A 14,961-nucleotide genomic window follows, 5' to 3' on the forward strand; every position below is an offset into this window, starting at 1 on the left:
CTCCCGGCGCGTTTATGGCGCAAGGGAGATGGCTCTGGTGCAACACGAACCGACCAGCATGGGCGAAGTGCTCGGCGAACTCGACGAGTTAGCCTCGACACATGACGAGGTCTGCGTCGCCGATGTGCTCGACGACTTCGGCGAACGTAGCTTCGGCCCGTTCATCATGCTCCCCGCGCTGCTCGAGATCACCCCCATCGGCGGCATTCCCGGCCTGCCCACCGCACTGGCGCTATTCATCGCGCTGATCGCAATCCAGCTCCTTGTGGGGCGCGACCATGTATGGATGCCGCGCTTCGTCCAGCAGCGCTCGGTCGGCTCGAAGAAACTGCATAAATCGGTCCGCAAACTGCGCGGGCTGGCCAGTTTCCTCGATCATCATAGCGAAGGACGGCTGGAAGGCCTGACGCAGGGCGCGGCGATCCGGCTGGTCGCCGCGGCGGTGATCCTGCTGTGCTGCACGGTCCCGCCGCTCGAATTCCTGCCTTTCGCCAGTTCGGTTCCGATGCTCGCCATAGCGGTTCTCGGCCTGGCCCTGACCGTACGCGACGGGGCGCTGGTTCTGGGAGCGCTGCTGTTTACCGCTCTCGCCACCGCTCTGGGGCTTGCCATGTATTTCAATTCCTCGGGCGACGGCGCGGGTTTGCCGTTCCTCTAGCCAGCGCTGCCGCCGGTCCGGCCGCGCCCGCGCGAGGCATCGCGGGGATTCCCTTGGCTCGGCGCAACTTGCCATTCACCAGTCGCACCCTACATAATCGGGAACGAAAGGACTCCGTGCATGAGCGACCAGAATTCCCCGCCCGAGCCTGAGGGCAACGGCCCGAACCCCTGGGTGAAGAGCCTGATGATCTGGGGCGGCATCTTTCTCGCCCTGCTGATGGTCGTTTCGGTCTTCGGCGGCGGGTCGAGCGGCGGTGGCGCGCAGATCCTCTATTCGGACTTCCGCGACAAGGTTGCTGAAGGTTCGGTTGCCAGCGTGCAGATTTCCGACACCTCGATCGTCGGCGAGATGAAGAATGGCGAGCAGTTCTCGGCCATTCCCGTCCCCAACGACACCACGCTGCCGCAGCTGCTCGAAGACAATGGCGTGCGCTATTCGGGGGCCGAGGCCGATAGCGGCAATCTCCTGCTTTACGCGCTGATCCAGATCCTGCCGTTCGTGTTGATCCTGGGCATCGCCTTCTTCGCCCTGCGCCAGGTTCAGAAGGGCGGCGGTGCCGGCGGCGCGATGGGCTTTGGCAAGTCCAAGGCCAAGATGCTCACCGAACGGCAGGGCAAGGTAACCTTCGCCGATGTCGCCGGGATCGACGAAGCCCGCGAGGAGCTCGAGGAAATCGTCGAATTCCTCAAGGATCCGCAGCGCTTCTCCAAGCTTGGCGGCCAGATCCCCAAGGGCGCGCTGCTGGTCGGCTCGCCCGGTACCGGTAAAACGCTGTTGGCGCGCGCAATCGCGGGTGAGGCGGGCGTGCCTTTCTTCACCATTTCGGGTTCGGACTTCGTCGAAATGTTCGTCGGCGTCGGTGCCAGCCGCGTGCGCGACATGTTCGAACAGGCGAAGAAGAACGCGCCGTGCATCCTGTTCATCGACGAAATCGATGCAGTCGGTCGCAGCCGTGGCCACGGCCTCGGCAATTCGAACGATGAACGCGAACAGACGCTCAACCAGCTGCTGGTCGAGATGGATGGCTTCGAAGCCAATGAAGGCATCATCATCATCGCGGCGACCAATCGTCCCGATGTCCTCGACCCAGCGCTGCTGCGTCCGGGCCGGTTCGACCGCCAGGTCGTGGTGCCCGTGCCCGACATCGAGGGCCGCGAGAAGATCCTTGCCGTCCATATGAAGAAAGTGCCGCTGGCACCCGATGTGAACCCGCGCACCATTGCCCGCGGTACGCCGGGCTTCTCGGGTGCCGATCTCGCCAATCTCGTTAACGAGGCGGCGCTGCTTGCTGCGCGGCGCAACAAGCGCCTTGTCGCGATGCAGGAATTCGAGGACGCTAAGGACAAGGTCATGATGGGCGCCGAACGGCGTTCGATGGTCATGACCGAGGACGAAAAGCAGATGACCGCCTATCACGAGGCCGGTCACGCGCTGGTCAGCCTCAATGAACCCGCGTCGGACCCGATCCACAAGGCGACGATCATCCCGCGCGGCCGGGCATTGGGCATGGTCATGCGCCTGCCCGAACGCGATAATTACTCCTACCACCGCGACAAGATGCATGCGAACCTCGCGGTTGCCATGGGTGGCCGTGTCGCCGAGGAAATCATCTTCGGCCACGACAAGGTGTCGAGCGGGGCGTCGGGCGACATCCAATATGCCACCGATCTTGCGCGCAACATGGTCACCAAATGGGGCATGAGCGACAAGCTTGGGCCGCTGCAGTACGAGGCCAGCCAGGAAGGCTATCTCGGCATGGGCCAGACCGCGCGCACCATGTCGGGCGCGGAGACCAACAAGCTGATCGATGCCGAGATCAAGCGGCTGGTCGAAGAAGGCCTCACGCGCGCCAAGGACGTGCTGACCGAACAGGAGGACAAGCTCCACCTGCTCGCGCAGGCCATGCTCGAATACGAGACGCTGACCGGGGACGAGATCGACCAGCTGATGAAGGACGGCAAGATCGACCGTCCCGACGAGCCCAAGGGCCCGATCGCGGTCAAGCCGGTTGCGGGTATTGCGGTGCCCAAGGCTGGTCGAAACAAGCTTGGCGGAGGACCGGCACCGCAGGGTGCCTGATCCTCTCGATCCATAACAACGATTGCGAAGGGCCGTCCGGGATGACCGGGCGGCCCTTTTGCCGTCTCAGTAGAGCCCGAGTAGCGCCAGAAGCGCAGTGAACAGGCCGAGGATCACCACGATTGCCACGGAGAGCACCGAAAGCCGCCAGAAGGCCGAGAACCGCGACAGGCTGTAAGCGCCGCGCAGGTGCTTGTAGATGTGGATCGGCGGCACGAAGACCGACACCAGCGCCACCGTTTCCGCTGCGGCGCCCGCCAGTCCCGCCAACACGACGCCCAGGATCAGCAGTGTCATGAAGCTGAGCGAATAGGTCACGAAGATCGCATGGTCATAGGCCCTGAACCGGCGTTTCCAGGCGAACAAGACCCACACGAACGGGATGGACAGCGGGATCAACAGCCAGCTGAACTTGTAAAAATTCGTCTGTAGTTTGTAGAGCATGAGCCCGGGGTTCATGCGCCACTTCTTGACCGCTGCCTCGACCCACGAAATCTGCTCGAGGCCCGTTTCCCACTCCTCCAGCTCGCGCAGGTTGGCTTCATCGCCAGTCACCACCCCTGTTGCGTCGGTAGCCGGGGTGTCCGCTGCGGCGGCGGTAGCGATGCCGCTGGGCGCCGCAGTCGCGGGTTGTCGATCCGTTGTATCGACAAGGAAGGGCAGTTCCTTGCGGGCCAGCACCAGTGCATCCAGCTGGCGTTCGACATCGGTGAGCGAATCGCGTGCACGGTCACGCCGGGTTTCGCTGATTCCTGGATCGTCGATGCGGTCGGACAGCACCTCGCGGCGCTCGAGCAGCGCGGTTTCCTTTTCGCCGGCCAGTTCGTTGAGCTGCGCGTCGGCATCGCCGGCAATATCGGTCGGCGCGCTGATCCCGGCGATCTGAAACACCGCGAACATCAGGAAGATCGAGAACAGAAACAAGGCCATCGGACTGACGAAGCGCTTGCGTTCGCCGTCTATGTAGCGGCGGGTCAGCTCGCCCGGCTTGGCTATTAGCAGCGGCAGCGTGCGCCAGGTTTTGCCATCGAAGTGGAGCGCGCCGTGCAGCAAGTCGTGCATAAACGCGCTCAGCGTACGGTGCAAATGCGCTTGCTGGCCGCACGCATGACAGTGGTCGCCGATCAGAGCGGTGCCGCAGTTGAGGCAGGCCCCTTCGGCAAAATGCCCTTTTTCGAGCGGGGTCGCCTTCCCCGTGTCGCCAGATACCACCTTGGCAAACATGCCGCCTTCGGCCGCCGTTCCCAGCCCCTCAACGATATCGCTCATCATGCCCCCTTGTCGGCACATAGGGTAAGACCGGGAGGGCTTGGGCTGCAATGCAAAAAGGCCGCCCGATGGGCGGCCTTCTCACAACAATACCGATGCGGCGAACGGCTTAGCCGTCGTAATCGGCGCCGATCGAGGTCGAGCGTGTCGGCGCGGAGGCGGTGATCCGCAGCGCTTCGGCCGACTGGCTGAGCGAGCCGACTTCATCCATCTCGTCATCGTCGTCGGGCAGAATCTTCTGCAGATTGGTAACCGCAGCTTCGTGCAGTTCCTTGGGCTTGATCGTCTGTTCGGCGATCTCGCGCAGCGCGACGACCGGGTTCTTGTCGCGATCGCGATCGACAGTCAGCTCCGCACCACCCGAAATCTCGCGCGCCCGCTGGGCAGCCAGCAGGACGAGATCGAAACGGTTGGGGACCTTGTCTACGCAGTCTTCGACGGTAACGCGCGCCATGGGGCACTCCGATGCAAATCAAGTGATTCCGGGAAAGCGCGCCACATAGGTTCGAGGCGCGGAATAGTCAAGGATTTGCGCGGTGCGGACAAGCGGCTAAGCCCTCCCAGATGCGAACTGCCGAAGCTGCCGACCGCGATGCGGACTATGCCGAGCCGGCGCCGTTTGAGGCCGAGGCCGCGGGACAGCGGCTGGTCTTCTATCCCGCGGGCGCGGACCGGCGCGCAGCGCTGTTCGATGTGGTGGAAAGCGCGCGCACGCGGCTCGACGTCTGCTTCTACATCTTCGCCGACGACGATGTCGGCGCGCAATTTCGCGATGCGCTCGCCGCGGCGGCGAAGCGCGGGGTGCGGGTAACGCTGATCATCGACCAGTTCGGGGCGGGCGCGAGCGAGGAGTTCCTGCGCCCGCTGACCGATGCCGGGGGCGTGTGCCTACGCTTTTCCGCCAAATGGACGCGGCGCTATCTGATCCGCAATCACCAGAAGCTGGTGATCGCCGATGGCGTCAGGGCGATGTTCGGCGGCTTCAACATCGCCGACGATTACTTCGCCCCGCCCGAACAGAACGGCTGGGCCGATCTCGGCGTCGTTATCGAAGGTTCCGCGATCGAAGGCCTCAACGACTGGTATGCCCGGCTGCGCCAATGGACTGAGCGGGAGGAACAGCATGCCCGCGAAATCGCGCGCACGGTGCGCGACTGGCAATGGCAGCAGCCGGGGGTCACCTGGCTGGTCGGCGGGCCGACGCGCGGCCTATCGAGCTGGGCGCGCTGCGTGTCGGACGATCTGCTAAACGGCGAACGGCTCGATATGTTCATGGCCTATTTCAGCCCGCCCAAGCGGCTGCTGCGCCGCATGGGCGCAATCGCGCAGAAGGGCGCGACGCGGCTGGTGATGGCGGGCAAGTCGGACAATGGCGCGACCATCGGCGCGAGCCGCTCGCTCTATTCTTATCTGCTGTCGAAACGCGCGCAGATCTGGGAGTTCGCGCCGTGCAAGCTGCACACCAAGCTGATCGTGCTCGACGATGCGGTCTATCTCGGCAGTGCCAATTTCGACATGCGCAGCCTCTATATCAATCTGGAACTGATGCTGAAGATCGAGGATGCCGCGCTGGCCGACCGGATGCGCGACTTCGTCAGCCAGCAGATTGCCGCCTCGCAGCGGATCACCGTCTCCCTTCACAAACGCCGCGCCACGCTGTGGAACCGCATTCGCTGGAACCTCAGCTGGCTGCTTGTATCGGTGATCGATTACACGGTGACCCGCAGGCTCAACCTGGGCATCTAACCTATTCGTAATCGTCGTAGTGACGGATTTCAGGGCTGCTGAACTTGGTGAACTCGCTGTGGAACAGCAGCGGGACATTGCCGGTCGAGCCGTGACGCTGCTTGGACACGATCAGCGTGGCCTTGTTGACCAGTTCGAGATGGCGCGCTTCCCATTCGGCATATTTCATCCGCACTTCTTCCGACGAGGTCTCGTCGGGCGTGTCGGGCTTGAGCGCATTGTGATAATATTCGGCGCGGAAGATGAACCACACCATGTCGGCATCCTGCTCGATTGAGCCCGATTCGCGCAAATCGGACAGCTGGGGGCGCTTGTCCTCGCGCTGTTCGACCTGACGGCTGAGCTGCGACAGCGCGACCACCGGGACATGCAGTTCCTTGGCCAGCGTCTTGAGGCCCCGGCTGATTTCCGAAATCTCGTTCACGCGGTTGTCGCTGGCGCGCCCCGAACCCTGCAGCAGCTGGAGGTAGTCGACGATGACGAGCCCGATATTGTGCCGCCGCTTGAGCCGCCGCGCGCGCGTGCGCAGCGCGCCGATGGTCAGTGCGGGCGTATCGTCGATATACAGCGGGAGATCGGTCAGTTCCTGGCTGGCAAAGCTGAGGCGCTGGAATTCCTCGCGGCTCAATTTGCCCGAACGCAGCTTCTCGCTCGAGATTTCCGCCTGTTCGGCAAGGATACGCGTGGCGAGCTGGTCGGCGCTCATTTCGAGGCTGAAGAAGGCGACGCCCGCACCGGGCGACTTGTCGATCTCGATCCCCGATTTCTGATCGTCCATCAGCCGGCGCGCGGCGTTGAAGGCGATATTGGTCGCGAGCGAGGTCTTGCCCATGGCCGGACGGCCCGCGAGTATCACGAGGTCCGAATTGTGCAGGCCGCTGGTCTTGTCGTTGATCGTGTCGAGACCGGTGGTCTTGCCCGAAAAGCGCCCGCCCGAATTCATTGCTGCCTGGACGACTTCCAGCGCGCCGAAGGCGGCCTTGCGGAAGGTCTGCGCCTCATTGCCGGAACTGGCACCCTCGGCCACGCGGTAGAGATCGGCTTCGGCCTGCTCGATCTTGCGCAGCGGTTCGACCTCGTCCGAAGTGTCGAGCGCGCCTTCGACGAGATTGCGCCCTACGCTCACCAGTTCGCGCAGCAGCGCAAGGTCGTAGATCTGCTCGGCCAGCTCGCGCGGATGGAGCAGGCCCTGCCCGTCGGCGGTGAGCTGCGCGAGATAGGTCACCCCGCCCAATTGCTTGAGCGCTTCGTCGCTTTCGAAATAGGGCCGCAGCGTCACCGGCGTGGCGACCGAATTGCGATCGAGCAGCCGCAGGACGCGTTCGTAGATGCGCTGATGCACCGGCTCGTGGAAATGCTCCGCCATCAGCGGCGTGGTCAGTTCCTCGATCACCTTGTTGTCGATCAACACCGCGCCGAGGAAGGCGGCCTCCGCCTCCAGATTGGCAGGCAGCACCGGCCCCTTCGCCGGTTTCGTGGAAGTCGAATCGTCGGCGGGGACAAGAAGGTCGTTATCGGGCATCGCGCCCTGATGCGCTCCAGCCGGCGTGGATGACAAGGAAATTGGACAGCTAATTTTTTCGCGAGGGTTGTGGATAGTGGGGACACTTCGCCAAGCCCTTGCCGCACCCCGCCTATCTCTGCGAAAGCAGCGCCCAGGCATGACCGATTCCCCATCCTCCCCGGGCGACCATCGCATCGCGCATATCGAGCTCGACGAGGAGACGATCATCTGGCGCAATGCCGATATCGAGCAGGAACGGCGGATCGCGATCTTCGACCTGATCGAGGAAAATACCTTCAAGCCGCTGCGCGCGGTCGAACGCGGCGCCGATGGGCCCTATCGCCTCAAGCTCGCCGTGCGCGATGGGCGATTGCTGATGGAAATCGCCGACGAACAGCAGCAGTTGCTTGAGGAATTGCTACTCGGCCTGGCGCGTTTCCGCCGCCCGATCCGCGAGTATTTCGCGATCTGCGACAGCTATTACCAAGCCATCCGCAAAGCCACGCCGTCCGAAATCGAGACCATCGACATGGCCCGCCGCGGCGTCCACAATCAGGCCGCCGAATTGCTTATGGAGCGGCTCGAAGGCAAGATTGAAACCGATTTCGCCACCGCCCGCCGCCTGTTCACGCTGATCTGCGTGCTGCATATCAAGGGCTGAGGGAGAGCACATGGCCAGACGCGGACGCAAACGGCGCACGTTTCGCCTGCCCCCAGTGCTGTCGCGCGCAGGCAAGACCGCCATGTTCCTGGCGCTCATCGCCCTGATCGGCGCGGCCTATGCTTGGTACGAAGGCCGCGACTGGCGGCCGGATGAAGAGCTTTGGCCCGACCAGGGCGCGCTGGTGGGTGCGGGCGACGGCGCGGTCGATTTCGACACGCTGGCGGGGCTGGGCGCCCAGTTCGTCTATCTCGAGGCCAGCGACGGGGCCGCACGCAAGGACGCCGGTTTCGGGCCGAACTTCGCCCGTGCGCGCAACGCCGGTCTGCAGGTCGGTGCGGCACATCGCTTCGATCCTTGCGCGGTGGCCGATGGGCAATCGGGCAATTTCGTCACCATGGTCCCGCGCGATGCCGACCTGCTGCCGCCCGCGATCCTGCTCGAAACGACCGCGGATGACTGCCCGACGCGGATTTCGGACGCCGCGGTGCAGAGTGAACTGACGACGCTGGTCAACCAGATCGAGGCGCATGCGGGCAAACCCGCGATCCTGGCCCCGGTCGAGGAATTCGAGGCGGCCTATGCCCCGTCGCGCCGGTTCGACCGGCAATTGTGGCTGACGCGCAGCTGGTTCGAACCCGAATATGCCACACGGCCCTGGCTGATGTGGACCGCCAATCGCTGGTACCAGACCGAAGCGGCGCAGGAGCCGCTACGCTGGGTCGTGGTCCGGCCCTGAGGACAGTGTGATGACCGACGAAGAGCTGATCGCCGCCGCCCGCGTGGCCTCGCGCCATTCCTATTCGCCCTATTCGAACTTCGCGGTGGGGGCCGCTTTGCGCTTTGCCGATGGCAGCGTGGTGACCGGCACCAATATCGAGAATGCGAGTTATGGCCTCGCGCTGTGCGCCGAGGCGGTCGCGGTCTCGAAGGCGATGGCCGATGGCGTGCGCGGCGGTCTCGAAGCGGTTGCGGTGACCGGGCCGGGACCCGATCCCATCACCCCCTGCGGGCGCTGTCGGCAAGTGCTCAACGAGCTCGCACAGCTTGGCGGGACCGATCCCGAAATACTCTGCGTGGGGCCGGATACCGTGCGCAAGGTGCGCCTATCCGACCTGCTGCCCGACGCGTTCGGACCCGCGAGCCTCGGATGATCGCGCGGCGTACCGCGCTTGGCCTGCTCGGCGGGCTAGCGGGTGCAGCCGTGGTTCCGGGCCAGCTGGCGGCAGCATCTGTGCGCAAGCCGCCGCGGCTGCGGCAGGGCGATACGGTCGGCCTCGTCGCCCCCGCCAGTGCGGTGACGCTGCCCGATGAACTCGACCGCGCGATCCACTGGATCCGCGGAATGGGGCTGGTCCCCAGGCTCGGCGCGCATGTGGCGGACCAGAAAGGCTATCTCGCAGGCACCGATGCGGATCGTGCGGCGGATCTCGCGGTCATGTTCGCCGCGCCCGATGTCCGCGCGATTTTCGCGGTGCGCGGGGGCTGGGGCGGGGCACGTATCCTCCCGCTGCTCGATTGGGACACGATCCGCGCCAACCCCAAGCTGCTGATCGGTTACAGCGACACCAGCGCGCTGCATCTTGCGATTGCCGCACGCGCCGGTTTCCCGACACTGCACGGACCCAATGCGGCGAGCCGGTGGGACGGGGCAAGCTGGGACAGCCTGTGGCGTATCGCTTTTGCCGGGGGCATGCCCATGCTTGGTGGCGGGAGGATCGAGGAGGCGACCGGCCGACCTGCGCGAACGCTTGTCCCCGGCACCGCGCGCGGGCGGCTGTTGGGCGGTAATCTGACGATCCTCTCGACGCTGATGGGCACCGGCTGGCTTCCCGGTTTCGATGGCGCGGTCCTGTTTCTCGAGGATATCAATGAAGAGCCTTATCGCGTCGACCGCATGCTCCAGCAATTACGATTGGCCGGAGTATGCGATCGCGTGGCGGGGGTGGTGTTCGGCCAGTGCACCCGCTGCACCGGGCGCGATCCCGGCTATGCCGGGTTCACGCTCGACGAAGTGCTCGACCGACATCTGAGCGATCTGGGCAAGCCGGTGATCGCGGGCTTCAACACCGGCCATATCCGCAACCAGCTGTGTCTGCCCGTCAATGTTCCGGTCGAACTGGACGCCGCTTCGCGCACTTTACGGATGCTCGAACCCGCTGTTGCCTGAGGCCACACGATCTTGATCGCTTCCCCGGCGGTTTCGGGCTATCGGGGCAGGGTCAGGAGACACCCCCCATTATGAAATTCGTTGCCCTTGATTCGCGTGGCGGAAACTACCTCGTAGTTGCGTCCAACATCGCATGGCTGCGTACGGCCGAAAACGGCCAGACTACCGTCGGCATCGTCGGCGGCCAGCCGCTGCTGGTCACCGGCACCATGGACGAGGTTTCGCGCAAAATCCTCGGCGACTGAGGCCTGCGCTCAGCTGTCCTGCGTTTCGAGCAACTCGAGCAATGACGCGAGGCAGTCGCGCGCCAGCATCTTGCAGCGCTCGGGGCTCCAGCCCTGCTCGGGCTCCGGATTGGCCTTATTGTCCTTGTAAGGCATTTCCAGCGTCATCGCGGTCGCGCCGAAGCGCTCGGCGACCTGGTTGGTGCTCATCGACAGATTGGCCCGGCCCGGTGCCGACTTGGTATAGCCGAGTTCGGTCTGGAAATCGGGCGTGCGGCGGTCGAGGATCGCCTCGTAGCGATAATAGCGTTCGCCCTGTTCGTCGGTCCAGCTGGGGATGCCTTCGAAACCGGCAAGGAAGCTGACGGGGATCGCCTCGTCGCCGTGTACGTCCATGGCGAAATCGACGCCGGTCTTGTCCATGTGGTTGCGGATCGCGAGGACTTCGGGCGATTTTTCCGCGGTCGGGTTTTCCCATTCGCGGTTGAGGTTCGATCCCGCGGCGTTGACGCGCAGATTGCCGCGCTTCGATCCGTCGGGATTGCAATTGGGCACCAGATGCAGGCGGCAGCGCTTGCGCAATTCGCGGCCCACGCTGTCGGCGGGGTCGGTCAGCACTTCCAGCGCGCCTTCCATCCACCATTCGGCCTGCGTTTCGCCAGGATGCTGGCGCGCATAGAGCCACACGCTGAAGCGGCCTTCGCCCATTTCGAGGCAATCGAGCGGCTGCCCGTCGAGCGTCGTGCCCAGATGGACATGGTCGACGCCTTCGGATGACGCGGCCTCGGCGACGAGGTCGTGATGGCGCTCCATCGAATAGGGCGCGAAATAGGCGAACCAGGCGATATCGCTGGCGGGCGTATAGCGGATCGTCAACGTACCGCAGTCGGCATCCTTGTCATAGGATGAGACAGCGCGGCCCCAATAGTCGCGATCCTCTGATACGCAGGCGTCGTAATCGGGCCAGCCGCCCGGATAGGCGCTCTGCTCGAGGCCGGTAATCATCAGCTCGAGCTCGCGTCCCGCAGCGCCTGCGACACGGAAATGGAACCACTGTTTGAAGTCGCTATTGGTGTCCTTCGGGATCGCCAGCTTCGCGCTGGCGCCATCCACCGACAGGACCTCGATATTGCCACTGTCGAAGGCAGAATCGATCCGGATATCGCTCACTCGGTAACCTCTACTTCTATCGTTTCGCCATTGTTGCCGGGGAACTCCCGGAACAGCGCTGAGGCGACCGTCTGGGCGTTCGCCTGTCCCCGCGCAAGGGGTGAATTCTCAGGCGGCTGGAAATCGGCGCGGCCTTCCCAGATGCTCTGACCGGTGGCCTCGTCGCGGATGGTCACGGCAAGCTCGGTGCCGAGACGATCCTTCGCCCCGCCGCCAAGATTGATCCCGATGCCCACGCCGACACCCGAGCCATAACTGCCAGTCGATCCGCCCACGCCTACGCTGACCGGGCTGCGCTTTCCGCCACTGCCGATAACGTATTGCGCAAGCGATACCTGCGCGATCTGGCGCGCGCCGCTGCGGTCGCTTTCGCTATAGCCCAGCCGGCGAAGTTCCTTAGCGACTGCAGCCTTGTAGGGGGCCAGCGCAAGACTGTCGCCGCCGCTGCCCGGCGCGGTTTCGACGAAGATGCTGCCCTGACCCAATTGCGCCGCCTGCTCGGGCGCGACGAAGCGGGTCACCTCGACCGGGCCGACCGGCGTGGTGCACCCGGCCAGCGTCAGGGTGGCGGCGATGCCCAGTGCAAGGGGGAAGCGTTTCATCTGTGGCGATCCTTCTAACGTCTTGGCGGCCTTAATGCCTGCCCCTGCAACGCATGACGATGGAAATCCGCACCGGGGCGTTCGACCGGAAATCTAGAAAGTTGCTGTTACCATTTGGTATGCTACGTCCGCAGCCCATGAGCGAGACGACGAAAGCGCCCGTGCTGGTCACCGGCGGGGCGGGCTATATCGGTAGCCATGCGGTCCTGGCGCTGCGCGATGCAGGCTGGCCGGTGGCCGTGATCGACAATCTGTCGACCGGCTTCGCCTTTGCGGTGCCCGAAGACGTGCCGCTCTATGAAGGCGATATTTCCGACACCATCTTGCTCGAACAGATCTTCGCCGAACAGGGGATCGAGGCGATCATGCATTTCGCCGGTTCGATCATCGTGCCCGAATCGGTCGAAGACCCGCTTTCCTATTACGACAACAACACGGTGAAGAGCCGGGCGCTGATCGAGGCGGCAGTCGAGGGCGGGGTGCAGCATTTCATCTTCAGCTCGACCGCGGCTACCTATGGCACGCCCGCAAGCTCGCCGGTTTCCGAAGACAGCCCGCGGCAGCCGATCAACCCCTATGGCTGGTCGAAGCTGATGACCGAGCAAATGCTCGCCGATTCGAGCGCGGCCTATGGCTTCAATTTCTGCGCGCTGCGCTATTTCAATGTCGCGGGGGCCGATCCGCAGGCGCGCACCGGCCAGTCGACTGCAGGCGCAACGCATCTGATCAAGGTCGCCTGCGAGGCCGCCACTGGGAAGCGCGACGCCGTGGCGGTGTTCGGGACCGATTACGACACGCCCGATGGCACCGGTGTGCGCGACTATATCCATGTCAGCGACCTTGCGAACGCGCATCTGCTGGCGCTCGAGGCGCTGATCGAACACCCCGACCGCTCGCTGACGATGAATTGCGGTTATGGGCGCGGGTTCTCGGTGCTTGAAGTGCTCGACGCGGTAGACCGCGTGACCAACCAGACGATCGAACGGCGGCTCGAAGCACGCCGCGCGGGCGATCCGGCGGAGCTTGTGTCCGATCCCTCACGCATCCGCGATACGCTGCCGTGGCAGCCCAAACATGCCGATTTGTCGCAGATCATCACTCATGCGCTGCAATGGGAGCGCAAGCTGTCCGATCTGCGCGGTGAGTGACCCGCGTCCGGCTGGTCGCTTGAATAGGTCGTTTCGTCGTTCTGCATTGCCGCGGGAATAGCGGCTCGTCTAAGGGGCGCGCTTGCATATGACCTTGCCCACCTTCCCCGATGGCACGCTCGACGGCCACCGGCATTTCTATGCCGTGCGCGTCTATTATGAAGACACCGATCTTTCGGGGATCACCTATCACGCCAATTACCTGCGCTGGTTCGAACGCGCACGCAGCGACCTGCTGCGCCAGCTCGAGATCGACCAGCGGTCGGCGATCGAGGCGGGGGTGGGCGCTTATGCGGTGTCGGAGGTCAATCTGAAGTATCTTCGTCCCGCCAAGCTCGACGACGATGTGCTGATCGAAACCCGCTGCACCGAACTGCGCGCGGCATCGTGCCGCATGCACCAGCTTGCGTTCAGGCTGGCGGGTCAAGAGCGCGAACTTCTGGCCGAGGCACAATTGCGCGTCGGCTTCGTTTCACCCGAAGGCCGGCCCAGGCGCCAGCCGGAGGAATGGCGCGCGGCCTTCGCGCGTTTTGCCGATCAAGGGAACCCATGAGCTCGCTTACACTCCTTGCCGCCGTGGCACCGACCCGGCTCGATCCGATCCGTCTTTTCCTCGACGCCGATATCGTCGTCCAGTTGGTCATGGCGGGCCTGTTGCTGGCCAGCATCTGGGTGTGGATGATCATCGTCAGTTTCAGCCTGCGGATGCGCAAGCTGCGTAGCCGGACGATCGCCTATGAAGGCGAGTTCTGGGAAGCCGACAGCTTCGACCGGCTGACTTCCGAGCGCGGCAACAAAGACATTCCCGCCGCCCGCGTGGCGCAGGCCGCGGTGGTGGAATACCGCCGCTCGACCAGGAACCCGGTGGGCGATCCCGAGGCCCTGCGCGGACGCATTGCGACGGCCATGGACAGCCAGATCGCGCTGGAAGCGGACGATATCGCCGAGCGGCTCAACTTTCTCGCCACTGTCGGGTCGGTTGCGCCCTTTGTGGGCCTGTTCGGTACCGTCTGGGGCATCATGAACAGCTTCTTCCAGATCGGTGCGCAGGAAAGCTCGTCGCTCGCCGTGGTCGCGCCCGGCATTTCCGAAGCGCTGTTCGCCACCGCCATCGGCCTGTTCGCGGCCATCCCGGCGGTGATCGCCTACAACCGCTTCAGCCACCGCGTCGATCGCTACGAGGCGCGCCTCCAGCGCTTTGCCGACAAGCTGAATGCGACTTTCAGCCGCCAGCTGGAAACGCGCTGATGGCCATGGGGCTTGCATCGTCCCGGGGTGGGAGGCGCGGGCGTGGCGGGCACCGCCGGCCGATGTCCGAGATCAACGTGACGCCGTTCGTCGATGTCATGCTGGTGCTGCTGATCATCTTCATGGTCACCGCGCCGCTGATGACTGCGGGCGTGCCGATCGACCTGCCCGACAGCCGCGCTGCGCAATTGTCGAACGAGCAGCAGCAGGTGACGATCAGCATCGACCAGGCGGGCTATGTCTATATCGACGATACCGAAGTACCGCTCGGCGGCCTGCCGCAGGCGCTCGAAAGCTTGCCGCGCATGGGCGGGGACGGGCCGGATATCACGCTGCGGGCCGACCGTGCGCTCGACTATGGCCGGGTGATGGCGGTCATGGGCGAATTGAACCGCGCCGGGCTGAATCGCATCTCGCTGATCACCAACAGCGCTGCCCCAACTGCGGTCAACAACCGTTCATCGGACGAATCGTAGCGG

General features: G+C 64.2%; 17 protein-coding genes. 12 read left to right on the top strand and 5 right to left on the bottom strand.

Features of this window, described 5'->3' with window-relative positions; translation table 11 throughout:
- The first annotated feature begins 28 nt into the window (after window positions 1-28).
- Window positions 29-658: an exopolysaccharide biosynthesis protein gene (locus N6L26_RS12740; protein ID WP_412071332.1), complete on the top strand. Its 630-nt coding sequence runs from the start codon at window positions 29-31 to the stop codon at window positions 656-658.
- Between the two features lie 120 nt (window positions 659-778).
- Complete coding sequence (ftsH, locus tag N6L26_RS12745; RefSeq protein WP_263605927.1) at window positions 779-2,740, top strand: ATP-dependent zinc metalloprotease FtsH; 1,962 nt, start codon at window positions 779-781, stop codon at window positions 2,738-2,740.
- A 66-nt stretch (window positions 2,741-2,806) separates the two neighbouring features.
- Here ftsH and N6L26_RS12750 read toward each other — a convergent pair whose 3' ends face one another.
- The gene (locus N6L26_RS12750; protein ID WP_263605928.1) at window positions 2,807-4,009 is read right to left on the bottom strand and encodes a DUF3667 domain-containing protein; all 1,203 of its coding nucleotides are present in this window, start codon (window positions 4,007-4,009) and stop codon (window positions 2,807-2,809) included.
- 109 nt (window positions 4,010-4,118) lie between these two features.
- Window positions 4,119-4,463 carry a DNA-directed RNA polymerase subunit omega gene (rpoZ, locus tag N6L26_RS12755; protein WP_253519965.1) on the bottom strand — a complete coding sequence of 115 codons (345 nt, stop codon included), beginning with the start codon at window positions 4,461-4,463 and terminating at the stop codon, window positions 4,119-4,121.
- A gap of 110 nt (window positions 4,464-4,573) precedes the next feature.
- Between rpoZ and N6L26_RS12760 the strand changes: the two genes are divergently transcribed.
- Window positions 4,574-5,755: a phospholipase D-like domain-containing protein gene (locus N6L26_RS12760; RefSeq protein ID WP_263605929.1), complete on the top strand. Its 1,182-nt coding sequence runs from the start codon at window positions 4,574-4,576 to the stop codon at window positions 5,753-5,755.
- A gap of 1 nt (window position 5,756) precedes the next feature.
- On the opposite strand, the gene N6L26_RS12765 is transcribed toward N6L26_RS12760, so the two are convergent.
- Window positions 5,757-7,277 carry a replicative DNA helicase gene (locus tag N6L26_RS12765; RefSeq protein ID WP_263605930.1) on the bottom strand — a complete coding sequence of 507 codons (1,521 nt, stop codon included), beginning with the start codon at window positions 7,275-7,277 and terminating at the stop codon, window positions 5,757-5,759.
- Between the two features lie 139 nt (window positions 7,278-7,416).
- Here N6L26_RS12765 and N6L26_RS12770 point away from each other — a divergent pair, with 139 nt between their 5' ends.
- The 5 genes from N6L26_RS12770 to N6L26_RS12790 all read left to right on the top strand — a co-directional run bounded on the left by N6L26_RS12770 (window position 7,417) and on the right by N6L26_RS12790 (window position 10,335).
- On the top strand, window positions 7,417-7,920 hold the full coding sequence (locus N6L26_RS12770; RefSeq protein WP_263605931.1) for a UPF0262 family protein: 504 nt from the start codon (window positions 7,417-7,419) through the stop codon (window positions 7,918-7,920).
- Between the two features lie 10 nt (window positions 7,921-7,930).
- Window positions 7,931-8,659 carry a glycoside hydrolase family 25 protein gene (locus N6L26_RS12775; RefSeq protein WP_263605932.1) on the top strand — a complete coding sequence of 243 codons (729 nt, stop codon included), beginning with the start codon at window positions 7,931-7,933 and terminating at the stop codon, window positions 8,657-8,659.
- 10 nt (window positions 8,660-8,669) lie between these two features.
- The gene (locus tag N6L26_RS12780; protein ID WP_263605933.1) at window positions 8,670-9,074 is read left to right on the top strand and encodes a cytidine deaminase; all 405 of its coding nucleotides are present in this window, start codon (window positions 8,670-8,672) and stop codon (window positions 9,072-9,074) included.
- Complete coding sequence (locus N6L26_RS12785; protein WP_263605934.1) at window positions 9,071-10,090, top strand: S66 peptidase family protein; 1,020 nt, start codon at window positions 9,071-9,073, stop codon at window positions 10,088-10,090. Before N6L26_RS12780 ends, N6L26_RS12785 begins: the two co-directional genes overlap by 4 nt.
- Before the next feature lie 71 nt (window positions 10,091-10,161).
- Complete coding sequence (locus tag N6L26_RS12790; RefSeq protein ID WP_263605935.1) at window positions 10,162-10,335, top strand: hypothetical protein; 174 nt, start codon at window positions 10,162-10,164, stop codon at window positions 10,333-10,335.
- 9 nt (window positions 10,336-10,344) lie between these two features.
- On the opposite strand, the gene N6L26_RS12795 is transcribed toward N6L26_RS12790, so the two are convergent.
- Entirely contained in the window at window positions 10,345-11,484 is a 1,140-nt protein-coding gene (locus tag N6L26_RS12795) for a M14-type cytosolic carboxypeptidase (protein WP_263605936.1), read from the bottom strand.
- Window positions 11,481-12,086: a DUF4136 domain-containing protein gene (locus tag N6L26_RS12800; RefSeq protein ID WP_263605937.1), complete on the bottom strand. Its 606-nt coding sequence runs from the start codon at window positions 12,084-12,086 to the stop codon at window positions 11,481-11,483. Before N6L26_RS12800 ends, N6L26_RS12795 begins: the two co-directional genes overlap by 4 nt.
- A 137-nt stretch (window positions 12,087-12,223) precedes the next feature.
- Here N6L26_RS12800 and galE point away from each other — a divergent pair, with 137 nt between their 5' ends.
- The 4 genes from galE to N6L26_RS12820 all read left to right on the top strand — a co-directional run bounded on the left by galE (window position 12,224) and on the right by N6L26_RS12820 (window position 14,958).
- Window positions 12,224-13,234, top strand: a complete 1,011-nt coding sequence (gene galE / locus N6L26_RS12805; RefSeq protein ID WP_263605938.1) for a UDP-glucose 4-epimerase GalE — start codon at window positions 12,224-12,226, stop codon at window positions 13,232-13,234.
- A gap of 88 nt (window positions 13,235-13,322) precedes the next feature.
- Window positions 13,323-13,787 (top strand): YbgC/FadM family acyl-CoA thioesterase, encoded by a 465-nt coding sequence (locus tag N6L26_RS12810; RefSeq protein ID WP_263605939.1) that lies wholly within the window; start codon window positions 13,323-13,325, stop codon window positions 13,785-13,787.
- Complete coding sequence (gene tolQ / locus N6L26_RS12815) at window positions 13,784-14,482, top strand: protein TolQ (RefSeq protein ID WP_263605940.1); 699 nt, start codon at window positions 13,784-13,786, stop codon at window positions 14,480-14,482. The genes N6L26_RS12810 and tolQ overlap by 4 nt, the downstream gene beginning before the upstream one ends.
- The gene (locus N6L26_RS12820) at window positions 14,482-14,958 is read left to right on the top strand and encodes an ExbD/TolR family protein (RefSeq protein WP_263605941.1); all 477 of its coding nucleotides are present in this window, start codon (window positions 14,482-14,484) and stop codon (window positions 14,956-14,958) included. The genes tolQ and N6L26_RS12820 overlap by 1 nt, the downstream gene beginning before the upstream one ends.
- Window positions 14,959-14,961 lie beyond the last annotated feature (3 nt).

The organism is Qipengyuania sp. SS22, assembly GCF_025736935.1.
Lineage (GTDB): Bacteria > Pseudomonadota > Alphaproteobacteria > Sphingomonadales > Sphingomonadaceae > Qipengyuania.